Below are 22,595 nucleotides of genomic sequence, written 5' to 3'. Positions count from 1 at the left end.
GTAGTCCAACTGCGGCAGCAGCAACCGGCGCCCGGCGCAGGTTAAGCATGTTTGGCAATGACCTGCGCCCGCCGGGGCGCGGGCGCTCCGATAAAATCAGCCTCCATGAGCACCCTACAGCCCAAGCGCCCCGTTGAAGCGGCGCAGATTCTGCGCCTGGCGGCGTCTACCTTCGCGATCGAGGCCGAGGCCATTGCGGCACTGACGCAGCGCCTGGACGACAACTTTGTCCAGGTCGTGCAGCGCATGCTGGACATTCCCGGGCGTGTGGTGGTCACCGGCATGGGCAAGAGCGGGCATGTGGGGCGCAAGATTGCCGCCACCCTGGCATCGACCGGGACGCCGGCCTTTTTTGTGCACCCGGGCGAGGCCAGCCATGGCGATCTGGGCATGGTCACGGGCCAGGACCTGGTGCTGGCCATCTCCAACAGCGGCGAGAGTGGCGAGATTTCCGTGCTGCTGCCGGTGCTCAAGCGCCTGGGCGTGCCCGTGGTGGCGATGACAGGCAACCTGCAGTCCTCGATGGCGCGCCATGCCGACTGGGTGCTCAACACCCAGGTCGACAAGGAGGCCTGCCCGCTGAACCTGGCCCCCACGGCCAGCACCACCGCGCAAATGGCGATGGGTGATGCACTGGCTGTGGCGCTGCTGGATGCGCGCGGCTTCAAGGCCGAAGATTTTGCCCGCTCCCACCCCGGTGGCGCGCTGGGCCGGCGTCTGCTCACCCATGTGGCCGATGTGATGCGCACGGGCGATGCGCTGCCCACGGTGCTGCCCAGCGCCAGCTTCAGCGACCTGATGCGCGAGATGAGTGCCAAGGGCATGGGGGCCGCTGCCATCGTCGATGCGCATGGCCTGCTGCAGGGCGTGTTCACCGATGGCGATCTGCGCCGCCGCATTGAGGCCGGTGCCGATTTGCGCGGGCTGACGGCCGCTGAGGTGATGCATGCCACGCCGCGCCAGATATCGGCCGACGCACTGGCGGCCGACGCTGCCGCGATGATGGAGGCCCACCGCATCACCAGCGTGCTGGTGACCGATGCGGCCCAGCGTCTGGTGGGCATCGTGCATGTGGGCGATCTGATGCGGGCCAAGGTGATCTGATGGCCAGCACATTCACCTTGCCCGCCATCACCCCCGCCCAGCAGTGGCCCGCTGAGCTGCTGCTGCGCGCCCAGGGCATCAAGATCGTGTTTTTCGATGTGGATGGCGTGCTCACCGATGGGGGCCTGTACATCAGCGAGCAGGGCGAGACGCTCAAGCGCTTCCACACGCTCGACGGCCATGGCCTCAAGATGCTGCGCGAGGCCGGCATTGTGCCGGCCGTCATCACCGGGCGCGATTCGGCACCGCTGCGCCACCGCCTGGCGGCGCTGGGCATCGCGCATGTGCGCTATGGCACCGAGGACAAGCTGCCTGCCGCCCAGGCCATGCTCGAGGCCCTGGGCCTGGACTGGCACCAGGCGGCTGCGATTGGCGATGACTGGCCGGATCTGCCGGTGCTGCGCCGCTGCCAGCTGGCCTGCGCCCCCGCCAATGCCCACCCCGAAGTGCTGGGCGTGGCACACTGGGTAACCACCCGCCAAGGCGGCGCCGGTGCTGCGCGCGAGCTCTGCGACGCCGTGCTGGCCGCCTGCGGTGCCTATGTCAACCTGCTCGATCGGTACGGACAATGAAATCTCGCCTGCGACGCCTTATGGACCTGTCGTCCATCTACCTGCCGGTGATCCTGATGGGCCTGCTGGCGCTGGGCACCTGGTGGCTGGTGCGCAATGCCCCCAAGCCCCAGAGCGTGCGCGAGCAGGTGGTGGCCGGCCACGAGGTGGATTACTACATGAACGACTTTTCGGTGCGCAGCTTTGACGGCACCGGCGTGCTGACCAGCGAGATCCAGGGCAACAAGATGCGCCACTACATGGACACCGACACGCTGGAGATCGACACGGCCACGATGCGTGCCATCCGCCAGGATGGTTCCACCACGGTGGCCACCGCCAACCGCGCGCTGTCCAATGCCGATGGCTCCGAAGTGCAGCTGTTTGGCAATGCCAAGGTGGTGCGCAGCAGCAATAAGCCAGGCGCGCCGCAGATGGAGTTCCGGGGCGAGTTTCTGCACGCCTTTGTCAATGAAGAGCGGGTGAGCTCGAACAAGCCCGTCGAGATCATCCGGGGCCAGGACCGGTTCACGGCCGACTCGATGGTCTTCAACAACATCACCCAGGTCGCAGAGCTCAAGGGCCGGGTCAAGGGCGTGCTGCAGCCCGCACGCTGAGCGCCGCATGTCCACTCCCCTGAGCGATGCACCGCTGGTGCTGATCACCGGCGCCTCCAGCGGCATCGGCCAGGCACTGGCCTGGCGCTACTACCAGGCCGGTTACCGCCTCGCGCTGGTGGCCCGCCGTACCGCGCTGATCGAGGAATGGGCCCAGGCGCAGGCGATGGACGCCAGCCGCTACGCCATCTATGGCGCGGATGTGGCCGACCAGGACCAGACCATTGCTGCCTGCGCGCAATGCCTGCAGCAGCAGGGCCTGCCCGATGTGGTGGTGGCCAATGCCGGGGTGAGCTACGGCATCGACACGGCCGAGCGCGAGGACCTGGAGGTCATGGCCCAGACCTATGCGACCAATGTGATTGGCATGGCTGCCACCTTCCATGCCTTTGTGCGGCCCATGCAGGCGCGCGGCAGTGGCAAGCTGGTCGGTATTGCCAGCGTGGCCGGCATACGCGGTCTGCCCGGCCACGGTGCCTACTGCGCCAGCAAGGCGGCGGTCATCAGCTACTGCGAGAGCCTGCGGGTGGAACTGCAGCGCAGCGGCGTGCAGGTGGTCACCATCTGCCCGGGCTTTGTCGCCACGCCGCTCACCAGCCACAACCGCTACGGCATGCCGTTCCTGATGCAGCCCGAGGCCTTTGCCGACCAGGCCTTTGCGGTGATTGCCAAGGCGCGCAGCTATGCCGTCATCCCCTGGCAGATGGGCTGGGTGGCCAAGCTGTTGCGCTGCCTGCCCAATGCCCTCTATGACCGCGCGCTGGCCAACCGCCCGCGCAAGCACCGCCACCGCGAGCGGGTGCAAGAGGCGCCACCGGGTCAAGACTGAAAGCAGGTCCTGAGCCGGGCATGAAAAAAGCCCCTGGCGGGGCTTTGTCGTTGCGGTGCGGCACAGCGCCGGGCTGTGCCTGCAGGCATCAATAGTCGTCGTTGTTGTCGTAGCCTTGGTTGCCGCCGCGGTTGCGCGAACCATTGCCGTAGGGGCTGCGGAAGCCGCCATCGCGCTCACCGCCACGATCGCCACCACCAAAGCCGCGGTCATTGCCGCCACGGCCGCCGCCGCCATCGCGACCACCGCGGTCGCCATAACCACCGCCGCCACCGCCACCACCGTAGCCGCCGCGATCACCGCCGCCGCCACCGCCGTAACCACCACCACCGCCGCCGCCGTAGCCACCGCCACCACCGCCGCCGTAGCCACCACCGCCGCCGCCAAAGCCGCCACGGTTACCGCCGCCGCCGCCAAAGCCACCACCGCGTGGGCCGCCAAAACCACCACCGCCGCTGCGGGGAGGACGGGGCTCCATGGGGCGTGCTTCGTTCACGACCAGATTGCGGCCGCCCAGGGGCTGACCGTTCAGACCGTTGACCGCAGCTTGGGCTTCTTCATCGCTGCCCATTTCTACAAAACCGAAACCCTTGGAGCGACCCGTGTCGCGTTCCATCATCACCTTGGCGCTGGTTACGCTGCCAAACTGACCAAAGGCCTGTTCCAGATCGTTGTCGCGAACCTGGTATGGCAAATTACCGACGTAAAGCTTGTTGCCCATTTGAGGGACTCCTGATAACTCTTAAATAATGCGATCGCGCCCTGTAGAACACCGGTCATCTATCGCAGTAGCCCAATGGAGGAATGCTCCATCCTTTATTTTCTGGCATAAAAACCGAGAATGGCATAGTTGTGCCCCTCAGTTGTGGCGCAGAAGCTGCAACCAGATGCAAAAAAGGCCTCAAAGAGGCCTTTTTTCCGGGAAAACCCGTCATCTCACTGTCAAAACCTCTCAGAGGTTTTGGATGCGATGTGCTTAGTAGCTGCCGCCACCGTAGCCACCACGGCCACCGCCGCCGAAGCCACCGCGGTCACCGCCGCCGCCGAAGCCGCCACGATCACCACCGCCGAAACCACGGCCACCACCACCGCCGCCGAAGCCGCCGCTGCGTGGAGGACGTGCTTCCATTGGACGTGCTTCGTTCACGACCAGGTTACGACCGCCAAAGCCTTGGCCGTTCACGCCTTCGATAGCAGCTTGTGCTTCAGCGTCCGAACCCATTTCCACAAAGCCGAAGCCCTTGGAACGGCCGGTGTCACGTTCCATCATGACCTTGGCGCTGGAGACGGTACCGAATTGGCTGAAAGTGCTTTCCAGATCGCTGTCACGGAAAGAGTAAGGCAGGTTGCCCACGTAAAGTTTGTTGCCCATTTGAGGACTCCGAAAAAAGTAAAAAAAGCGATGGAGCCTGATGCAATCAACAAACCTGTGACAACTTCCAAGACGGATCACCGCGCGCTCTAGTGTACCCGGGGGCACATTGAGCTTCACCATTATGGGTGAATCGCCTTACGCTGTGTTGACAGTTCCCGCAACCAGCCCTTGGTATTTTCCCTGGCGGGCGTAGGTGTTGCGGCGCAACATCGCTTTTGGGCGTATGATGCGCCAGTCTTTGGGGAGTAGCCTGCTGGGCGCGCGATGCGCCGCAGAGTGTGCGTCAACAAACTTGGGCCTTCGCGGCCTATGGCGTACACGGCATCTGGTGATGAGGATGCTGGGCGAGACCATTGACCACGTTGCGATCCAATGCCGGAGTCGCGATGCGGTCAATGCTGTCTTGCTATATCCGGCTGCAATAACGATCCCCACTCTATGGAAGCCTTTCTCCTCTCGACCGCTGTCGTTGCCCTTGCCGAAATGGGCGACAAGACACAGCTGCTGTCCCTCGTCCTCGCTGCCAAATACCGCAAACCCTGGCCCATTGTGCTGGGCATCTTTGTCTCGACGCTGGTCAACCATGCGCTGGCCGGCGCCGTTGGCGCCTGGATCGCCACGATGCTGGGCCCCGATGTGCTGCGCTGGATTCTGGGCGTGTCCTTTATCCTGATGGCCGGCTGGATGCTGATCCCCGACAAGATCGACGAGGACGAAGCGGGCAAGAGCAGCGGCCGCTGGGGCGTGTTCGGCACCACGGTGCTGCTGTTCTTCCTGGCCGAGATGGGCGACAAGACCCAGCTGGCCACCGTGGGCCTGGCCGCCAAGTACCCCGCTTCTTATTACTGGGTGGTTGCCGGCACCACGATCGGCATGATGCTGGCCAATGCGCCGGTGGTCTGGTTTGGCGACAAGATCACCAAGAAGCTGCCGATCCGCTGGATCCACCGCGTCTGCGCGGTGATCTTCCTGGTGCTGGGGGTGGCCGCGCTGTTCACGATGATGGACTGATAGCGCTGGTGGCGCTAGCAACACTGGCAACGTACTAACTAAAAGTAAAAGGGCTGGGGATCTTGCGATCTCGAGCCCTTTTTTCATGGGGCTGTGCCCCCAAGCCTCAGCCTCAGTCCAAGGTCATCAGGCTGGCATTGCCGCCGGCCGCAGCCGTGTTGATGCTGATGGCATGCTCGGCCAGCAGGCGGAACAGCGGCACGCTGCCGTCGGCGGCCTGGGCGGTGATCGGCACGATGGCACCGGCGCGGCCGGCCAGGCGGCTGGCCGTGGGCAGCCAGCCACTGGCCGCATCGACGATCAGCGCATCAAAGGCTTCGGACTGCACAAAGGCCTGCTCGCTGTGCGCAGACAATTGCACCGAAGCACGCACCGAGGCGGGCAACTGGGCCAGCAGGCTGGCATGGCTGCTGCCTGCGGGCCACACGGCGGTGGAGCCAGCGGCCAGCACGGCGGCGAGCTGGGCCAGCAGCAGGCTGCTGGTGCTGGCCACGCAGCCCACGCGCGCACGGCCGCTCAGCACATACAGATTGCGCTCCCCGGTGGGGCCGGGCAGTTCGGCGGCAAAGCCGTTGCCGGTATGGGCAGCATAGCGCTGGCACAGCGCTGCCAGATCGCCCTGGCCTTGCTGGCTGGCCCAGCTTTGCAGCGCCTCCAGCGCAGCGGCGGGGGCGGCATCGGCCTGTTCCAGGCCATGGGCATTGCCGCGCTGGCCGGTGCTGGCGGCCGGGGCCTCGCTACCGGCCATGCGCGGCAGATGGGCCAGCGCATCCACGGTGGCCGTGGCGGGCATGCGGCTGAGCAGGCGCAGCATGTACAGCGGGCCGCCGGCCTTGGGGCCCGTGCCCGACAGGCCTTCGCCACCAAAGGGCTGCACGCCGACGACGGCGCCGACGATGTTGCGGTTCACATAGATATTGCCGGCATGCGCGGCATTGACCACCTGGTTGATGGTCTCGTCAATGCGGGTGTGCAGGCCCAGGGTGAGCGCGTAGCCGGTGGCATTGATGTCGGCCAGCAGCTGGGGCAGGTTCTCGCGGCGGTAGCGCAGCACATGCAGCACCGGGCCAAAGACCTCGCGCTTGAGCTCGGAGAGCTGGCCGATGGCGATCACCGTGGGCGGCACAAAGGTGCCTTGCGCGCTGGCGCCGCTGTTTTGCCAGACCTGGTGGCCAGCGGCCTGCATGCGGGCAATGTGCTGGTCGATGACGCCTTTGGCCTCGGCATCGATCACGGGGCCGACATCGGTCTTGAGCTGGCAGGGGTTGCCCAGCTGGAGCTCCTGCATCGCGCCGCGCAGCATGTGCAGCAGGCGGTCGGCCCCTTCTTCCTGCACGCAGAGCACACGCAGCGCCGAGCAGCGCTGGCCGGCCGAGTCAAAGGCCGAGGACAGCACATCGACCACGACCTGCTCGGCCAGCGCGGACGAGTCCACGATCATCGCGTTCTGGCCGCCGGTCTCCGCCACCAGGGTGACGGGCTGGCCTTGGGCGTCGAGGCGCTGGGCCAGCGTCTTTTGCAGAATGCGAGCCACCTCGGTCGAGCCGGTGAACATCACGGCCTGCACGCGGTGGTCGCCCACCAGGCGGGCGCCCACGGTCTCGCCGGTGCCCGGCAGCAGCTGCAGCACATCGCGCGGCACGCCGGCTTGCCACAGCGCCTGCACGGCGGCAGCGGCGATCAGCGGGGTTTGCTCGGCCGGCTTGGCCAGCACGGTGTTGCCGGCAGCCAGCGCGGCGGCAATCTGACCACTGAAGATGGCCAGCGGGAAGTTCCAGGGGCTGATGCAGACCACCGGGCCCAGCGCCTGGTAATCCGCCTGGCCCCAACTGCGCACCTGGGCTGCGTAAAAGCGCAGAAAGTCCACCGCTTCGCGCACTTCGGCAATCGCGTTGGAGCAGGTCTTGCCGGCCTCGCGCACCAGCACACCCATCAGGGTGGGCATATGGGCTTCGAGCAGGTCACCGGCCTTGGCCAGGCAGTCAGCGCGCTGGGCGGGCGGGGTGGCCTGCCAGTGGGCAGCGGCGGCCTGGGCGGCGGCCAGCGCAAATTCCACCTGCTCGGTCGATGCCTGCGTGACGCTGCCGACCTGGTCGCCGTGGTCAGCCGGGTTCAGCACCGGCTCGCTGGCCTGGGTGGATGCGGGCGCGCCATCGGCCAGCATCGGCTGGGCATGCCAGGCCATCTGGGCGCTGGCCTGCAGGTCGTTCTGCAGCGCACGCAGGCGGTCGTCGTTGGACAGGTCGAGCCCTGCCGAATTGCTGCGGCTTGCGCCATACAGCGCGCGCGGCTGGGCAATGTGCGGGTTGGGCAGGCCCAATTGGCCTTCGCTCTGCGCCCATTGCTGGGCGGTGGTCACGGGGTTTTCCACCAGCTTGGCCAGGGGGATGTCCTGGTCGGCAATGCGGTTCACAAAGCTGGTGTTGGCACCGTTCTCCAGCAGGCGGCGCACCAGGTAGGCCAGCAGGGTTTCATGCGTGCCCACCGGGGCATAGATGCGGCAGGGGCGGCCCAGGTTTTCGCTGGCGTTGCGGCCCACGACCTGCTCGTACAGCGGCTCGCCCATGCCGTGCAGGCATTGGAACTCGTACTGGCCGGGCTGGTAGCGGGCCGGGTCGGCCAGGTGGTAGATGGTGGCCAGGGTGTGGGCGTTGTGCGTGGCGAACTGGGGGTAGACCGCATCGGGCGCGGCCAGCAGCTGGCGTGCGCAGGCCAGGTAGGACACATCGGTATAGGCCTTGCGGGTGTAGACCGGGTAGCCTTCCAGGCCGTCGATCTGGGCGCGCTTGATCTCGCTGTCCCAGTAGGCCCCCTTGACCAGGCGCACCATCAGCCGGTGCTGGCTGCGGCGGGCCAGGTCGATGATGAAGTCCAGCACATAGGGGCAGCGCTTTTGGTAGGCCTGCACGACAAAGCCGATACCGGCAAAACCGGCCAGCTCGGGCGCAAAGCAGAGCTTTTCCAGCAGGTCCAGCGACAGCTCCAGGCGGTCGGCTTCTTCGGCATCGATATTGAGACCGATGTTGTAGCCCTTGGCCAGCACGGCCAGCTGCAGCACCACGGGGTAGAGCTCGGCCATCACGCGGTCGTACTGGGCGCGGCTGTAGCGCGGGTGCAGCGCCGACAGCTTGATCGAGATGCCCGGGCCTTCGTACACGCCCCGGCCATGGCTGGCCTTGCCGATCGCATGGATGGCGTTCTCATAGTCGCGCAGGTAGCGCTTGGCGTCATCGCTGGTCATCGCCGCTTCGCCCAGCATGTCGTAGGAGTAGCGGAAGCCCTTGGCCTCCAGGCGCTCTGCGTTCTTCAGCGCCTCGCCAATCGTCTCGCCGGTGACGAACTGCTCGCCCATCATGCGCATGGCCATGTCCACGCCCTTGCGGATCAGCGGCTCGCCGCCCCGGCCAATGAGGCGGGTGAGCGACTGGCCCAGCGAGCCCTCGCTGTGCGTGGCCACCAGCTTGCCGGTCAGCACCAGGCCCCAGGCAGCGGCATTGACGAACATCGAGGGGCTCTTGCCCACGTGGGCCTTCCACTGGCCGTGCGCGATCTTGTCGCGGATCAGCACATCGCGGGTGGCCGTGTCGGGAATGCGCAGCAGCGCCTCGGCCAGGCACATCAGCGCAATGCCTTCTTGCGACGACAGCGCAAACTCCTGCAGCAGGCCTTGCACCAGGCCAGCGCGGCCGCTGTCGGCCTTGCGCTCGCGCAGGGTGCGGGCCAGTTGCAGCGCCAGCGCATCACCCGCCTGGGCGATGGCGGCGGGCGGCGTGGCCTGGAGCAGCAGCGCTTGCAGCGCTTCGGGCTCGGGCTTGCGGTAGGCGGCAGTGATGGCCGCGCGCAGCGCCGAGGCGGGCTGCAAGGCCGATACCAGCTCATTAAAAACAGGAGCGCTTGCGCCAGATGGGCTGCTGTTTGCGGCCGAAATGGGCAAGGTGGTGGAGGGCTGGTTGTCAACAATGGCGTTGGCAGTCATGGCGGGCTCGGTTAGCAAGTAAATAGTGAATGCCGCCAGTGTGATCGTTTGTGGTTTGAATTTCTCTCCATAATAGGCCCCATTCATAGTGAAAAATTCAGCCCATGACCGCCATCATCGACCCGCCGGAGGACCTGGATCGCATCGATCTGCGCATTCTGGCCGTGCTGCAGCGCGATGGCCGCATCTCCAACCTGAAGCTGGCCGAGGCGGTGTCGCTGTCGGCCACGGCCGTGCTGGCCCGCGTGCAGCGCCTGACCAAGGAAGGCTATATCACCGGCTACGAGGCGCGCTTGAACCCGCAAAAGCTGGGTGCAGCGATGCTGGTCTTTATCGAGGTGCTGCTCGACCGCACGACCCCCAATGTGTTTGACGAGTTCAAGGCGGCGGTGCAGGTGCGGCCCGAGATCATGGAGTGCCATATGGTGGCCGGCGGCTTTGACTACCTGGTCAAGATCCGCGTAGCCGATATGAACCACTACCGCCACTTTGCCGGTGAGGTTTTGTGGCAGCTGCCCGGCGTGCGCGAGACCCGCACCTACGCGGTGATGGAAGAGGTCAAAAGCTCCAACCGGCTCTACCTGGGCGGCAGCTGATGCAGCACATCTGCGGCCGATTTGCAGTACACTGAGATTTCACGGCGCCGATTTGCTTCAGCTTGCGGGCGCTTTATAAATCCAGCTAAAGACTCGGTAGGCGACTGCATTCCATCGACCCGGCCTCGTTTTTAGCGTTGCCGGGTTTTTTATGTCATTCGTTGCGACACCCCAATCAATGCATTTCCCGGAGGCGCTCCCGCTCCAAAGTGGCGCCTCCATCCGCGACTACCACCTGGCCTACGAGACCTACGGCCAGCTCAACGCCGACCGCTCCAACGCCATCCTGGTCTGCCATGCGCTCAACGCCTCGCACCATGTGGCCGGCCACTACGAGGGCCAGCCCAAGAGCGAGGGCTGGTGGGACAACATGATCGGCCCGGGCAAGCCGGTCGATACCAACCAGTTCTTTGTCATCGGCGTCAACAACCTGGGCTCCTGCTTTGGCTCCACCGGGCCCATGCACCGCAACCCGGATGCGGACAAGGACACGGACCAGGTCTATGGCGCCGATTTCCCCGTCGTCACGGTGGAGGACTGGGTCAACGCCCAGGCGCTGCTGCTGGACCGCCTGGGCATCACGCAACTGGCCGCTGTGCTCGGCGGCAGCCTGGGCGGCATGCAGGCACTGTCCTGGACCCTGCAGTACCCCGACCGCATGCGCCATGCGGTGGTGGTGGCCAGCGCGCCCTGCCTGTCGGCCGAGAACATTGCCTTCAACGAGGTGGCGCGCCGCGCCATCGTGACCGATCCGGACTTCCATGGCGGCCACTTCTACCGGCACGGCGTGATCCCCAAGCGCGGTCTGCGCATTGCCCGCATGATCGGCCACATCACCTACCTGAGCGACGATGTGATGAACCAGAAGTTCGGCCGCCAGCTGCGCGAAGGCATGGACCTCAAATACAGCACCCAGGATGTGGAGTTCCAGATCGAGAGCTATCTGCGCTACCAGGGCGACAAGTTCAGCGACTACTTCGACGCCAATACCTATTTGCTGATCACCCGTGCGCTCGACTACTTTGACCCGGCCAAGCCCTTCGGCGGCGACCTGACCCAGGCGCTGGCCGGCGCCAAGGCGCGCTTCATGCTGGTGAGCTTCAGCACCGACTGGCGCTTTTCGCCGGCGCGCAGCCGCGAGATCGTCAAGGCCTTGCTCGACAACCGCCGCACCGTCAGTTATGCCGAGATCGACGCACCCCATGGGCATGACGCCTTTTTGCTGGACGACGCGCGCTACATGGGCGTGATGCGCTCCTATTTCGAGAACATGGCCCGCGAACTGAGCGCCGGCCAGCCCAGCGCCCAGGAGGCCGCATGACCGAAGCTTCTTCCACCTTTCAGGCGATTGCCAACCTGGTGCCTCTGGGCGCACGCGTGCTGGACCTGGGCTGCGGCGATGGCAGCTTGCTGGCCTACCTGCAGCGCGAGCGCCAGTGCAGCGGCTATGGCATCGAGTTTGACGACGCCAATGTGCTCGCCTGCGTGCGCCGGGGCGTGAATGTGCTGCAGCTGAACCTGGAAGACGGCCTGGCCATCTTCGAGGACAACAGCTTTGATATGGTGCTGCAGATTGACACCTTGCAGCATCTGCGCAATGCCGAGGTGATGCTGCGCGAGACTGCGCGCATTGGCAAGCAGGGCGTCGTCGCCTTCCCCAACTTTGCGCACTGGCCCAACCGCTTGTCCATCCTGCAAGGCCGCATGCCGGTGACCAAGCGCCTGCCTTACCAGTGGTACGACACGCCCAATATCCGCGTGGGCACCTTCAAGGATTTCGAGGTGCTGGCGCTCAAGAACAAGCTGCGCATTCTGGACAGCTTTGGCCTGCAAAATGGTGAGGTGCGGCGCTGGCTGCCCAATGCCCGCGCGGGCACGGCGGTGTTCCACTTCGAGCACGCCTGAGCCGCACTGCGGGCCTTGCCCGGCCGGGCCCTGCGCTGGATGACGGCAGCAGGGCTTTGCCCGAGGCGATAGCCGGGCGGCGCTGGCGCTGGTACGCTTATGCCTGCGGCTGCCCTTGTCGTGGCAGCACCTCCAGGAGATTCACCCATGAACGCCCGCCTAGACGCCGCCCATCTGCAAGCCGATGCGGCCTTGAGCCACATCAGCCAGCAGTGGGACCGCGATATCCTTCGCCAGCTGACCGACTACATCGCCATCCCCGCCAAGTCGCCGGGTTTTGATGGCAACTGGGAGCAGCATGGTTTCATCGACACGGTGGTGCGCAATGCCGCCACCTGGATCGAGGCGCAGAAGGTCGAGGGGCTGACCCTGGAAGTGGTGCGTGTGCCGGGCCGCACGCCGGTGCTGTTCTTTGAAGTGCCTGCCACCCAGGCCCAGAGCACGCAGACCGTGCTGATGTATGGCCACCTGGACAAGCAGCCCGAGTTCTCCGGCTGGCGCAATGACCTGGGCCCCTGGACCCCCAAATACGAAGACGGCAAGCTCTATGGCCGGGGCGGCGCCGACGACGGCTATGCCACCTATGCCAGCGTGGCCGCCATCCAGGAGCTCAAGCGCCAGAATGTGCCGCACCCGCGTATCGTCGGCCTGATCGAGACCTGCGAGGAAAGCGGCTCGGGCGACCTGCCGGTCTATATCGACATGCTCAAGCCCCGCCTGGGCGATGTGGGCTTGGTCATCTGCCTGGACAGCGGTGCGGGCAACTACGACCAGCTGTGGCTGACCACCAGCCTGCGCGGCATGGTCGCAGGCACCTTGAAGGTGGAGATCCTCACCGAAGGCGTGCACTCGGGCGATGCCTCGGGTGTCGTGCCCTCGTCCTTCCGCATCATGCGCCAGGTGCTCGACCGCCTCGAAGACAGCAAGACCGGCCGCCTGCTGCCCGAGAGCTTTCACTGCGCGGTGCCCGCTGAGCGCCTGGCCCAGGCGCAGGCCACGGCCGGCATTCTGGGCGATGAGCTGTACAAGCGCTTCCCCTGGGCGCATTTTGACTGCAATGGCTCGAGCCTGTTTGCACTGCCCACCACCACCGACCCCACGCAGGCGCTGCTCAAGCGCACCTGGGAGCCAACCTTGTCCGTTACCGGCGCCGAAGGCCTGCCTGCGCTGCAGGATGCCGGCAATGTGCTGCGCCCCTATACCGCGTTCAAGCTGAGCCTGCGCCTGCCCCCGCTGGTCGATGCCACGCAGTGCATGCAAGAGCTCAAGACCTTGCTCGAAGACAACGCGCCCTACCAGGCCAAGGTCACCTGGGAAGGGGCCAGCGGCGCCAATGGCTGGAATGCGCCCAACACCAGCGACTGGTTCCTGAACGCGCTCAACCAATCGAGCCGCGCGCACTTTGGCGCCGACTGCGGCTTTATCGGCCAGGGCGGCTCGATCCCGCTGATGGGGATGCTGAGCGCCGGCTTCCCCAAGGCGCAGATGATGGTCTGCGGCGTGCTGGGCCCCAAGAGCAATGCACACGGGCCCAATGAGTTCCTGCATGTGCCTTATGCCAAGAAGCTGACCGCCGCCGTGGCCCAGGTGATTGCCAGCATGCCCACTACGGCTGCCAGCGTATAAATACAGCCAGCCCCCGGGCAGCCGCCGCGTGCCGATGTGCATGGGGCGGCTGCCTTTTCTTTTTGACGACAACGACAAAGACAGCGCGCCCGCCATGACCGAGCCCACCACCCCCACGATCTTGTTTGACGGCACCGAACCCCTCGGTGCCAGCGCCGAGCTACAGGACAACGGCAAGCCCTTTTTCTTTCAGCTGCCCAATGGCCAGAAGGCCTTTGTGATCCGCTGGCAGGGCCAGCTGCGCGGTTGGATCAATGAGTGCCAGCACGCCAGCGTGGCGATGGATTTTGACGGCGATATTCTGGAGAGCGGCCGCCAGTTCATCCTCTGCCCCTACCACGGCGCCATCTACCAGCCCGATACCGGCAAATGCGTCGGCGGCCCCTGCCGGGGAGCTAGCCTCGATGCGGTGGAGGTGGAAGAGCGCGATGGCGCGGTGTGGCTGAAGCAAGGCTGAGCGCCAGCCGGGTCAGCATGCCCAAGCGCGGGCCCCAGGCATCGCTTTGGCGCGATACTGGCGGGCTTGAAAAATAAGCGGCCACTTCTGCCCGGCCGCTTGCGCAGCGCCCCGCCATGAAATCCCCGATCCGAATTGTTGATGTTGACCGCCTGGAGACCTGGACCAAGTACAAGGCCGGGCTCTGCGACAGCTGCGCGGCCAACTGCTGCACGATGCCGCTGGAGGTGCAGCTGCCCGATCTGGTGCGCCTGGGCCTGGTGGACGCCTTTGAAGTGGACAATATCGCGCACAAGCTGATCGCCAAGCGCCTGCTCAAGGCCCGGCTGATCGACCATTACAACCCCAAGCACAATATCTTCACGATGGCGCGCCGCGCCAGTGGCGACTGCCAGTTTCTTGACCCGGTGGCGCGCCGCTGCACCGTGTATGAAAAACGGCCCGAAACCTGCCGCCTGCATCCCAAAAAAGGGCCCAAGCCGGGATTTTGTGCCTATGGGCACAAAGATTTGCAATAAATCCTGCGCCGATTATCGGGGGCTGCTCTGGCCGAGCTGTTGGCTCAGCGCCCCGAGCGCTTTATACAGAGGGTAAATAGTCCTCTAGAATGGCTCGCGCACCTGCTGCAGGTGTGGTCCGGGCCCTGCAAACGCAAGGCGAGGGCATTTTCTCAAGCCAACTAGCCGATGCAAAAATCAAAAATTTTCTGGTCGTTGGGCGTGCTGGCGCTCCTGGCCGCCGTCCTCACGATTTATGGCCTGGGCCTGCACAACGGCCTGGTGTTCGACGATGGCCGGCTGTCGGACGGCACCATTTTTGGCCGCTATGGCAGCTTACTCGAGCCCAAGGTGCGCATGCTGTCCTATGGCAGCTTTGTCTGGGTGCAGTCGCTCTTTGGCGAGAGTATGGCCGTGCAGCGGGTCATCAATATCGTGCTGCACCTGGCCACTTGCTATGCGATATGGCTGCTGGTGTCGGCACTGTTCAAACACACCCAGTTTTCGGACGAGGCGCGGGCAGAGCCGGGTTTTGACACCAATATTCAGATAGCGATATTTGCCGCAGTGGCGCTGTTTGCCGTGCACCCGGTGGGCGTATATGCCGTCGGTTATCTGATCCAGCGCAGCATGGTGATGATGACCTTGTTTTCCGCGCTGGCCTGCTGGGCGTATATCCGCGCCTTGGCGGGGGCGGGGCTGCAGTGGGCGGCGCTGGCCGTGGTTTTCCTGCTCTGCGCCTTGATGAGCAAAGAGCATGCGGTGGTGCTGCCGGCGCTGGCCTTGCCGCTGTATGTGTTTGTCAAACGGCCGTCGTGGAAGAAGCTGCTGGCGATCGCCGTGGCGATTGCCGTGCTGATCGGCCTGTTCACCGCGCTGCTGTGGACGCAGCTGGGCGCCTTTGTTGGCGCTGTTGCCACCGATGACACCTCCTGGGCCTATGTGCGCCAGCTCGAGCAGCTCTACCCCGGCATCACCTCGTCAATTTATCCGCTGAGCCTGCTCAACCAGGGCAAGCTGTTTTTCCAGTACGGCCTGCTGTGGTTCCTGCCCAATGTGCAGTGGATGGCGCTGGACCTGCGCCCGGTCTTTCCGCTGAGCTTTGGCAGCCTGCCCCATCTGCTGGGCGGCCTGGGTTACGTGGCACTGGTGGTGGGCAGCGCGGTCCTGCTGCTGCGCAAACGCGATGCCTGGGGTCTGGTGGGCCTGGTGCTGCTGTGCACGGCGCTGCTGTTCAGCACCGAGTTTGTCACCAGCTGGTTGCAAGACCCCTTTGTGCTCTACCGCAGCTATATCTGGGCGATGCTGCTGCCGGCTTTGCTGGCCCTGGTGCTGCTGCTGTTTCCGCGCAAGCTGATGGTAGCCATCGCCTGCGCCGCCGGGCTGGTGCTGACGGCCCTGGCCACGGAGCGCAGCCTGAGCCTCAAGTCTGAGTACAGCGCCTGGAGCGATGCCGCCCAGAAGGTGGACGAGCAGGCCCCCTTCAACGCCTTTGGCCGCTGGCGCCCCTTTATCAACCGGGGTGCGTCGCTGCTGGAAAACCTGATCTACGAGCAGGCGCTGCAGGACTTTGAGAAAGCCGTTGCGCTGCAAGAACCGCTGGGCTCGGCCCAGTTCAACCGGGGCATGACCCTGGAGCTGCTCAAGCGCTACCCCGAGGCGCTGGCCGCGTTTGACAGCGCCCAGAAGCAAGGCTTTGACAATGCGGCGCTGGCCTACCACCAGGCCACGGCCTACAAGATGACGCAGCAGATGGAGCCGGCGTTCCAAAGCTATGCCAAGGCCCTGGCAATGAAGCCCGAAGACGTCTTGCTGCCCAAGATCTTGCTGGAGCAGGCCGAGGTCGCCATCCCCTCCGGCCACTACGACGTGGCCATTGCGAACTACCAGCGTCTGCTGCAGATGTCGCCGGGCAACACCCGCCTGGAGGTGGGCCTGGGCATTGCGTTCATTGGCAAGCGCGATTTTGCGCAGGCCTTGCAGATCTTTGACGCATCGCTCTCGCGCCAGCCCAACCCCCCCGCCTACTACGGCAAGGCCCTGGCCTACCGCGAGCAGGGCGACCGGGCCCAGGCCATTGCCAACCTGCAACGCGCCAGCGCCATGGACCCGGCCAACCCGGTCTACCAGCGCCTGCTGCAGCAACTGCAAGGCGGCCAATAACATGCTGCGCGATTGGCTGGGCCGGCCCCAGGCTGCGCCCTTGCATGCCCAGGCGGGCGATGCGCCGCAGCGCGTGCTGCATGTGGGCAAGTTCTACCCGCCTTACCGGGGCGGCATGGAATCGTTTCTGGCCGATCTGATCGAGCAGCAGCGCGCCAATGGCATTGACGCCCGCGCGGTGGTGCATGGCGATCCGCTGCCCGATGACCCGCCCTGGCTCATCCGTGTGCCGGTGCAGATCACCCTGGTGTTCGCGCCGATTGCGCTGGGTTTTCCGCTGGCGCTGCACCGGGCCATCCGCGACTTTGCGCCCGATGTTCTGCATCTGCACATGCCCAACAATGCGGCATTTTGGGCGCTCATCATGCCCGCCGCGCGCCGGGTGGCCTGGGTCACGCACTGGCATTCGGATGTGCTGATCTCCAAATGGGACAGCCTGCTGCAGCTGTGCTACCAGGTCTACCGGCCCTTCGAGACCAAGCTGCTGCGGCAAAGCGCGGCCATCCTGGCCACGTCGCCGCCCTACATGGCCGCCAGCGTTCCGCTGCAGCGCTGGCTGTTCAAGACCCTGGCGATCCCGCTGGGCCTGAAGCCGCTGGGCCAGGGCGTGCTCGAGCAGGCGCAGGCCGAGGCCCCGCAGCTGCAGCTCTGGGGCGATGCCCGGCTGCGCGTGCTGTCGGTCGGCCGGCTCACCTACTACAAGGGTTTTGACACGCTGGTCTCGGCCGTGGCCGGCTTTGCCGATGTGCAGCTGATCATTGCCGGCGAAGGCGAGCAGCGCAAGGAACTCGAAGCGCTGATTGCGCGCGAGCGCGCCCAGCAAGGCTGTGCCAACGTGCAGCTGCTCGGCCAGGTCAGTGAGGCGCAAAAGCATGCGCTGTTCAACAGCTGCGATATCTTTGCGCTGGCCTCGCGCGAGCGCACCGAGGCCTTTGGCCTGGTGCTGATCGAAGCCATGCAGCATGGCAAGCCCTGCATTGCCTCTGACTTGGATGGCTCGGGCATGTCCTGGGTGGTGGGGCAGTCGGGCAGCGGCCAGTGCTATGCCCCCGACCAGGTGCAGGCCTGGAAAGAGGCCATGCGCCAGGCCCTGGCCGCCAAGGCGCAGCTGGCCGAGCGTGGTCTGGCAGCGCAGCAGGCGGCCGACGCCTATTTCACCATTGGCCAGTGCGAGCGGCGCATTGCCGAGGTCTACGACAGCATCCTGCCCGCCAGCGAGCGGGCACCTGCCCAGCCCCAGGCTGCGGCAGCGGCCAGGCCCTTGCAGGTTGCGGTAGTGCAGCAGGCTGCGCAGTGGCCGCTGCTGCAGCAGTGGCAGGCGGCCCACCCCGAGAGCCTGCTGCTCTGCGTCGATGCCAGCGGCCAGCGCCGCGCGGATCCGCAGGCCCTGGGCGGCCTGGCGCAGGTGTCGCTGGCCGACCTGGGCTGGTCCGAGGTGATCGCGCTGGTCCAGCGGCTCGCTGCTGAGCAACCGCTCAGCGCTTTGTCCATCCGTTCTGCCGCCGATCTGCTGGGCGAGACGGGCAGCGAGCCATTGCCGGCGCCGCCTGCGGGCTGGTGGCAGCGCTGGCTGGCGCGGCGCGGGGTTCGCCACTTGCAGCTGGGCCGCCATGCCTTGCTCTTGCGGGGCGATGAGATGGCTGCCTGGGCCGGTGCACGCCAGGCCCTGGTGGGTGGGCATTTGTTCATGCGCAGCGCCTAGCCAGCGTTTGGCTAGCGCATAGGTTCTTGCCTGGGCGGCTGGCTCAGCAGCCCAGCAGCATGGGCGGGCGTACCACTGCCAGCACGCTGGCGGCCATGCCCGCGCCCAGCAGCAAGCCCCGGCGCCCGCGCGGCCAGTGGCGGGTGACATGCTCCATGCCCAGTGCCGCAGGTGCGGCGGCAAAGAAGATGCCGTAGTTCAGCACGCGCAGCATCCAGTTGGTGTCCAGCAGCCACCACGACGCGGCAACGGCCAGCAGGCCCAGCAGCGCAATGCCCGCCAGCACGCAGACCAGAAAACGGGCCATGCCCGGATCGATCCGCTGCTGGTGAAAGCCCCCCAGCCAGCGCCCGGCACCGACCAGCAAAAAACCCGCGAGCAGCAGGTTGCCGGACTGGAACACGACAAACCGGATCCAGGAGCCACCATAGGGCGCCCATGCCGCCGGTGGCAGCAGATAGGCCTGCATCGTGAGCACCAGCAGCGCAGCGATACACAGCGACCATCCGGCAGCACGCTGGTGGCGCAGCAAGCCGGCCAGGGCGGCCGCCGGCCAGCGGATGTCGCCATGCCACCAGCGGCGGCTGGCCCAGGCGACGGCGGCCACAGCCACCAGCAGGGCCAAGGAGGCTGGCAGGCTCAGCGGCCAGTGCCGAAAATGGGCTTGGCGCAGGTCGCGCAGCATATCGGTATAAGGCCCGCCGGGCCAGGCATAGACCGCAAAGCTGGCGATGCACAGCAGCGCAATGGCCAGGTGGCGCAGGCTCCAGCGGCGCTGGGCAATGCCATGGGCCGCTACCAGCACCAGGCAGAGAAAGACCAGCACCGCATGGCTCAGGATATGGGTAAAGGCGACGGCAGGCAGCGCGACAAAAAAGGCCAGGCCGCCCCGGTGCTGCAGCCAGCGCCAGGCCGAGATGGTGCCCAGAAATACCGCCAGCTGCCCCCATTGCTGCGGGCGTGCCTCCAGCAAGGGCGCCCAGAAATAGCTCGACAGCGCCAGCGTTGCAAACACCGGCACCAAGGTCTTGAGCCCCAGGCGGTAGTAGCCCCAGCTCAGGCCTCCGACGACGATAAACACGCCGCAGACCCCCATCCAAGGCATCACCTCGGCGTGGCTGGAGCCGGTCACCCAGGCCGCCTGGCGCAGCGTGTTGACAAAGGCAGGCCCCGAGACCGGCCAGGCCACGCCCTGGTCGAGCTGCTGGGCGATGCCGATCCAGTTCTTCTCGTCGTTGACGCACAGGGGGTAGTTCAGCAGCATGCGCATGGCGCATGCCAGCAGCGCAAACAGCGCAGCCCATGCCAGCAGTGACAAGACCCGCGTGCGCAGCGCCAGGTAGGGCAGCGGTATCGCGGGCGCAGGCGGTGCGAACGGGGGCAGCGTAGGCAAGGACATCAGCGCTGGAGTGTAGAGGGCCTCAAGCAATATGGGAGAAATCTGGGCGTTTTTGTTGCATTAATTGGTACAGCGCCTGGGCCGCCACCGACAGCTGCGGCTCGCGCCTGCGCACCAGGTAGATCTGGCGGTCCATGCCGGGCAGATGCAGCGGCCGGGTGACCAGGCCAGGCTGCGCAAAGTGAAACAAGCTGAGGGCCGGCACCACGCTGATGCCCAGACCGGCCTTGACCAGGCCCATCACGGTGGCGAGCTGCTCGACCTCCACCAGGGTCTGCATGGCCTGCGGGAAAAAGGCGGCATCCAGGTACTGGCGCACGCTGCTGTGCCGGGCCAGGTGCACAAAGGGCCAGGCCGCCAGGTCGGACAGCAGCACCTCGTCCAGCGCGGCCAGCGGGTGGTCGGCCGGGCAGACCAGGTGAAAGCGGTCACTGCAAAAGGGCTCGGCACGCAAATCGGGCGTGTCGGCGCGGATGGCGGCCAGCGCAAAGTCGGCGTCGCCATTGGCCACGGCGGCAATGCAGGGCTCGGACAACACATCGAAGACCTGCAGCTGCACACCGGGGTGCTGGCCGGCAAAGCTGCGCAGCACCGGCGGCAGCCAGCCAGCGGCCAGCGACGGCAGCAGCGCAACGGCGACCCGGCCCTGGACGAGCTGGGCGGTAGCGCGCATCGCTTTTTCGCAGGCGGCAAATTCGGCCGCAATGCGCTGGGCCGACAACAGAAACTGCTCGCCCTCGGGCGTCAGCAGCACATGCCGGGTGCTGCGCTCGAACAGGCGCAGGCCCACCGTGGTTTCCAGCGCGCGGATGAGGGCGCTGAAAGCCGGCTGGGACAGGTGGCAGAGGCTGGCGGCCCGGGTGAAGTTCTTCTGGCTGGCCAGCGCCAGAAAGGCCTGGATGTCGCGTTGGGATAGATTCATTTGTCATGCAGATTAATCGATCTCAATTATCGATTTCACAACATAGAACCTCTTTTCTATAGTGGGCTGCAGGAGATGCTATGCAGACAGACAAGACAGCGCCCGCAGCCATGCTGATCGGCTGCGCGGCTGGTTTTTCAGGCGACCGGGTGGATGCGGCAGCGCCGGTGGTGCAGGCCCTGGTGGCCTTGCAGCAGCCCGCGTTTCTGATTTTTGAAACGCTGGCCGAGCGCACGCTGGCGCTGGCCCAGCTGGCCCGGCGCGACGACCCCGAGGCCGGCTACGAGCCCTTGCTGCTCGAGCTGCTGCGCCCGGTGCTGGCCGACTGCCTGGCGCACCGCATCCGCATCGTCAGCAATTTTGGCGCGGCCAACCCGCAAGGCGCTGCCCGCGCCATTGCCGCGCTGGCGCGCAGCCTGGGCCTGCGCGCGCCGCGTATTGCCGTGGTGCAGGGCGATGACCTGAGCGGCCCGGCCCACCGGCCCATGCTGGCCCAGGCGCTGGGTGCGCAGATGCCCGAGCAGCCGCTGGTCAGCGCCAATGCCTATATTGGTGCGCGGCCGATTGCCGAGGCCTTGCTGGCAGGCGCCGATATCGTGGTCTGCGGCCGGGTGGCCGACCCCTCGCTGGTGCTGGGCCCGGCGATGGCGCATTTTGGCTGGGCCTGGGACGACTGGGACCGCCTGGCCCGCGCGACGATGGCTGGGCATCTGCTGGAATGCGGCACCCAGGTGAGCGGCGGCTATTTTGCCGACCCGGGCTACAAAGAAGTGCCAGGCATGGACCGGCTGGGCTACCCGATCGCCGAGATCGACGACAGCGGCAACTGCAGCATCTTCAAACCCGAGGGCACGGGCGGCTGCATCACGACCGCCACGGTCAAGGAGCAGCTGCTCTATGAGATCCACGACCCCCGCTGCTACCTGACCCCCGATGTGGTGGCCGACATCAGCCAAGCCCAGGTGCGGGCCGAGGGCGAGAACCGCGTGCGGCTGGAGGGCGTCATCGGCCACCCGCGCCCCGAGGCGCTCAAGGTCAACACCTGCTATGCCTCGGGCTGGTTTGCCGAGGCTGAGATTTCCTACGCCGGGCCCCGTGCGGCCGAGCGCGCGCGCCTGGCGGCGCAGACCGTCGCCCAGCGCCTGCAGGGCATTGCGCCGCTGCGCACCGACCTGATCGGCGTCACCAGCGTCTGGGGCAACGATGCCAGCGACTGGCTGGCCGGTGCCGACCTGTCTGCCGCACCGCAGGATGTGCGCCTGCGCATGGCCTGGCAGCATGCCGACAAGGCCACCGCAGCGCGCCTGCCGCGCGAGATCAATGCGCTGTACTGCTGCGGGCCGGCAGGGGGTGGTGGCGTGCGCAGCCATATGCGCCAGCGCCTGGGCATGGTGTCCTGCCTGGTGCCCCAAGCCTTGATTGCCACCGGCTTTACCTGGGCTGCGCAAGAGGAGGCTGCCGCATGAACGACCACATCACCGTCCCGCTGTACCGCCTGGCCCATGGGCGCACCGGCGACAAGGGCAACCGCTCCAACATCAGCGTGATTGCCTGGCATCCCGCGCTGTGGGAGGTTATCTGTGAGCAGGTTACCGAAGCGGCCGTGGCCGCACTGTTTGCCGACCGCCGGCCGAGCCAGGTGCAGCGCTACCTGCTGCCCCAGCTGCAGGCGATGAACCTGGTGCTGGACGACGTGCTGGACGGCGGCGTCAACGACGCGCTGAACCTCGACAGCCATGGCAAGACCCTGTGCTTTCGCGTGCTGCAAATGCCGATCGCGCTGCCGCTGCATTTGCAGGCCCATCTGGTGGGCCCGCCTGATGCGGATCCCCCATCCATCCCTGAATAAGAAACCAACCGGAGAC

General features: G+C 65.9%; 19 protein-coding genes, 1 pseudogene and 1 riboswitch. Of the genes and pseudogenes, 15 read left to right on the top strand and 5 right to left on the bottom strand.

Annotated elements, in window-relative coordinates; genetic code table 11:
• The first annotated feature begins 105 nt into the window (after positions 1-105).
• The 4 genes from WH265_RS09185 to WH265_RS09170 are packed head-to-tail and all read left to right on the top strand — an operon-like array spanning position 106 to position 3,101.
• Positions 106-1,104: a KpsF/GutQ family sugar-phosphate isomerase gene (locus WH265_RS09185; protein WP_339558049.1), complete on the top strand. Its 999-nt coding sequence runs from the start codon at positions 106-108 to the stop codon at positions 1,102-1,104.
• Complete coding sequence (locus WH265_RS09180; RefSeq protein WP_339558048.1) at positions 1,104-1,676, top strand: KdsC family phosphatase; 573 nt, start codon at positions 1,104-1,106, stop codon at positions 1,674-1,676. Before WH265_RS09185 ends, WH265_RS09180 begins: the two co-directional genes overlap by 1 nt.
• Complete coding sequence (lptC, locus tag WH265_RS09175; protein ID WP_021025689.1) at positions 1,673-2,272, top strand: LPS export ABC transporter periplasmic protein LptC; 600 nt, start codon at positions 1,673-1,675, stop codon at positions 2,270-2,272. The genes WH265_RS09180 and lptC overlap by 4 nt, the downstream gene beginning before the upstream one ends.
• A gap of 7 nt (positions 2,273-2,279) precedes the next feature.
• Positions 2,280-3,101 carry an SDR family oxidoreductase gene (locus WH265_RS09170; protein ID WP_339558047.1) on the top strand — a complete coding sequence of 274 codons (822 nt, stop codon included), beginning with the start codon at positions 2,280-2,282 and terminating at the stop codon, positions 3,099-3,101.
• A 175-nt stretch (positions 3,102-3,276) separates the two neighbouring features.
• Here the strand turns inward: WH265_RS09170 and WH265_RS09165 are convergent.
• Positions 3,277-3,822 (bottom strand): annotated as a pseudogene (locus WH265_RS09165) (RNA recognition motif domain-containing protein); the annotation flags it as partial.
• A gap of 255 nt (positions 3,823-4,077) precedes the next feature.
• Positions 4,078-4,473, bottom strand: a complete 396-nt coding sequence (locus WH265_RS09160) for an RNA recognition motif domain-containing protein (RefSeq protein ID WP_021025438.1) — start codon at positions 4,471-4,473, stop codon at positions 4,078-4,080.
• Positions 4,474-4,704: 231 nt separating this feature from the next.
• A riboswitch (yybP-ykoY riboswitch) is annotated at positions 4,705-4,818 on the top strand.
• A gap of 96 nt (positions 4,819-4,914) precedes the next feature.
• Between WH265_RS09160 and WH265_RS09155 the strand changes: the two genes are divergently transcribed.
• A complete protein-coding gene (locus WH265_RS09155; protein WP_339558045.1) occupies positions 4,915-5,487 on the top strand; it encodes a TMEM165/GDT1 family protein in 573 nt (190 codons plus the stop codon).
• A 112-nt stretch (positions 5,488-5,599) separates the two neighbouring features.
• On the opposite strand, the gene putA is transcribed toward WH265_RS09155, so the two are convergent.
• On the bottom strand, positions 5,600-9,463 hold the full coding sequence (gene putA / locus WH265_RS09150) for a trifunctional transcriptional regulator/proline dehydrogenase/L-glutamate gamma-semialdehyde dehydrogenase (protein ID WP_339558044.1): 3,864 nt from the start codon (positions 9,461-9,463) through the stop codon (positions 5,600-5,602).
• 104 nt (positions 9,464-9,567) lie between these two features.
• Between putA and WH265_RS09145 the strand changes: the two genes are divergently transcribed.
• The 8 genes from WH265_RS09145 to WH265_RS09110 all read left to right on the top strand — a co-directional run bounded on the left by WH265_RS09145 (position 9,568) and on the right by WH265_RS09110 (position 18,409).
• The gene (locus WH265_RS09145) at positions 9,568-10,059 is read left to right on the top strand and encodes an Lrp/AsnC ligand binding domain-containing protein (RefSeq protein ID WP_021025653.1); all 492 of its coding nucleotides are present in this window, start codon (positions 9,568-9,570) and stop codon (positions 10,057-10,059) included.
• A gap of 151 nt (positions 10,060-10,210) precedes the next feature.
• Positions 10,211-11,380, top strand: coding sequence for a homoserine O-succinyltransferase MetX (gene metX, locus WH265_RS09140; protein ID WP_339535647.1), 1,170 nt, complete (start codon positions 10,211-10,213; stop codon positions 11,378-11,380).
• Entirely contained in the window at positions 11,377-11,964 is a 588-nt protein-coding gene (gene metW / locus WH265_RS09135; RefSeq protein ID WP_021025655.1) for a methionine biosynthesis protein MetW, read from the top strand. Before metX ends, metW begins: the two co-directional genes overlap by 4 nt.
• Positions 11,965-12,111: 147 nt before the next feature.
• On the top strand, positions 12,112-13,590 hold the full coding sequence (locus WH265_RS09130; protein WP_312987960.1) for a M20 family metallopeptidase: 1,479 nt from the start codon (positions 12,112-12,114) through the stop codon (positions 13,588-13,590).
• Between the two features lie 94 nt (positions 13,591-13,684).
• On the top strand, positions 13,685-14,047 hold the full coding sequence (locus WH265_RS09125; RefSeq protein ID WP_339558043.1) for a Rieske (2Fe-2S) protein: 363 nt from the start codon (positions 13,685-13,687) through the stop codon (positions 14,045-14,047).
• Between the two features lie 116 nt (positions 14,048-14,163).
• The gene (locus tag WH265_RS09120) at positions 14,164-14,565 is read left to right on the top strand and encodes a YkgJ family cysteine cluster protein (protein WP_021025658.1); all 402 of its coding nucleotides are present in this window, start codon (positions 14,164-14,166) and stop codon (positions 14,563-14,565) included.
• A gap of 168 nt (positions 14,566-14,733) precedes the next feature.
• Entirely contained in the window at positions 14,734-16,707 is a 1,974-nt protein-coding gene (locus tag WH265_RS09115) for a tetratricopeptide repeat protein (RefSeq protein WP_339558042.1), read from the top strand.
• Position 16,708: 1 nt separating this feature from the next.
• On the top strand, positions 16,709-18,409 hold the full coding sequence (locus WH265_RS09110; RefSeq protein WP_339558041.1) for a glycosyltransferase: 1,701 nt from the start codon (positions 16,709-16,711) through the stop codon (positions 18,407-18,409).
• Between the two features lie 43 nt (positions 18,410-18,452).
• Here WH265_RS09110 and WH265_RS09105 read toward each other — a convergent pair whose 3' ends face one another.
• Together WH265_RS09105 and WH265_RS09100 are read right to left on the bottom strand one after the other, a co-directional pair.
• A complete protein-coding gene (locus tag WH265_RS09105; RefSeq protein ID WP_339558040.1) occupies positions 18,453-19,808 on the bottom strand; it encodes a hypothetical protein in 1,356 nt (451 codons plus the stop codon).
• A gap of 22 nt (positions 19,809-19,830) precedes the next feature.
• On the bottom strand, positions 19,831-20,730 hold the full coding sequence (locus tag WH265_RS09100) for a LysR family transcriptional regulator (RefSeq protein ID WP_339517120.1): 900 nt from the start codon (positions 20,728-20,730) through the stop codon (positions 19,831-19,833).
• Between the two features lie 80 nt (positions 20,731-20,810).
• On the opposite strand from WH265_RS09100, the gene WH265_RS09095 reads away from it, so the two are divergent.
• Both WH265_RS09095 and WH265_RS09090 read left to right on the top strand, forming a co-directional pair.
• Positions 20,811-22,196 (top strand): acyclic terpene utilization AtuA family protein, encoded by a 1,386-nt coding sequence (locus tag WH265_RS09095; RefSeq protein ID WP_339558039.1) that lies wholly within the window; start codon positions 20,811-20,813, stop codon positions 22,194-22,196.
• Positions 22,193-22,579, top strand: coding sequence for an AtuA-related protein (locus WH265_RS09090; protein ID WP_339558038.1), 387 nt, complete (start codon positions 22,193-22,195; stop codon positions 22,577-22,579). Before WH265_RS09095 ends, WH265_RS09090 begins: the two co-directional genes overlap by 4 nt.
• Positions 22,580-22,595 lie beyond the last annotated feature (16 nt).

The sequence above is a fragment of the Comamonas sp. MYb396 genome (assembly GCF_037479555.1).
Taxonomy (GTDB): Bacteria; Pseudomonadota; Gammaproteobacteria; order Burkholderiales; family Burkholderiaceae_C; genus Comamonas.
Note: the sequence above shows the minus strand (reverse complement) of the source record. Positions and strands in the feature narration are given on the sequence as shown.

Coding starts and splice junctions, on each gene's coding strand:
- WH265_RS09115 (WP_339558042.1), top strand. CDS start 14,734: ATGCAAAAATCAAAAATTTTCTGGTCGTTGGGCGTGCTGGCGCTCCTG.
- lptC (WP_021025689.1), top strand. CDS start 1,673: ATGAAATCTCGCCTGCGACGCCTTATGGACCTGTCGTCCATCTACCTG.
- putA (WP_339558044.1), bottom strand. CDS start 9,463: ATGACTGCCAACGCCATTGTTGACAACCAGCCCTCCACCACCTTGCCC.
- WH265_RS09110 (WP_339558041.1), top strand. CDS start 16,709: ATGCTGCGCGATTGGCTGGGCCGGCCCCAGGCTGCGCCCTTGCATGCC.
- WH265_RS09120 (WP_021025658.1), top strand. CDS start 14,164: ATGAAATCCCCGATCCGAATTGTTGATGTTGACCGCCTGGAGACCTGG.
- WH265_RS09105 (WP_339558040.1), bottom strand. CDS start 19,808: ATGTCCTTGCCTACGCTGCCCCCGTTCGCACCGCCTGCGCCCGCGATA.
- WH265_RS09180 (WP_339558048.1), top strand. CDS start 1,104: ATGGCCAGCACATTCACCTTGCCCGCCATCACCCCCGCCCAGCAGTGG.
- WH265_RS09185 (WP_339558049.1), top strand. CDS start 106: ATGAGCACCCTACAGCCCAAGCGCCCCGTTGAAGCGGCGCAGATTCTG.
- WH265_RS09130 (WP_312987960.1), top strand. CDS start 12,112: ATGAACGCCCGCCTAGACGCCGCCCATCTGCAAGCCGATGCGGCCTTG.
- WH265_RS09125 (WP_339558043.1), top strand. CDS start 13,685: ATGACCGAGCCCACCACCCCCACGATCTTGTTTGACGGCACCGAACCC.
- WH265_RS09170 (WP_339558047.1), top strand. CDS start 2,280: ATGTCCACTCCCCTGAGCGATGCACCGCTGGTGCTGATCACCGGCGCC.
- metX (WP_339535647.1), top strand. CDS start 10,211: ATGTCATTCGTTGCGACACCCCAATCAATGCATTTCCCGGAGGCGCTC.
- WH265_RS09145 (WP_021025653.1), top strand. CDS start 9,568: ATGACCGCCATCATCGACCCGCCGGAGGACCTGGATCGCATCGATCTG.
- WH265_RS09100 (WP_339517120.1), bottom strand. CDS start 20,730: ATGAATCTATCCCAACGCGACATCCAGGCCTTTCTGGCGCTGGCCAGC.
- WH265_RS09095 (WP_339558039.1), top strand. CDS start 20,811: ATGCAGACAGACAAGACAGCGCCCGCAGCCATGCTGATCGGCTGCGCG.
- metW (WP_021025655.1), top strand. CDS start 11,377: ATGACCGAAGCTTCTTCCACCTTTCAGGCGATTGCCAACCTGGTGCCT.
- WH265_RS09160 (WP_021025438.1), bottom strand. CDS start 4,473: ATGGGCAACAAACTTTACGTGGGCAACCTGCCTTACTCTTTCCGTGAC.
- WH265_RS09155 (WP_339558045.1), top strand. CDS start 4,915: ATGGAAGCCTTTCTCCTCTCGACCGCTGTCGTTGCCCTTGCCGAAATG.
- WH265_RS09090 (WP_339558038.1), top strand. CDS start 22,193: ATGAACGACCACATCACCGTCCCGCTGTACCGCCTGGCCCATGGGCGC.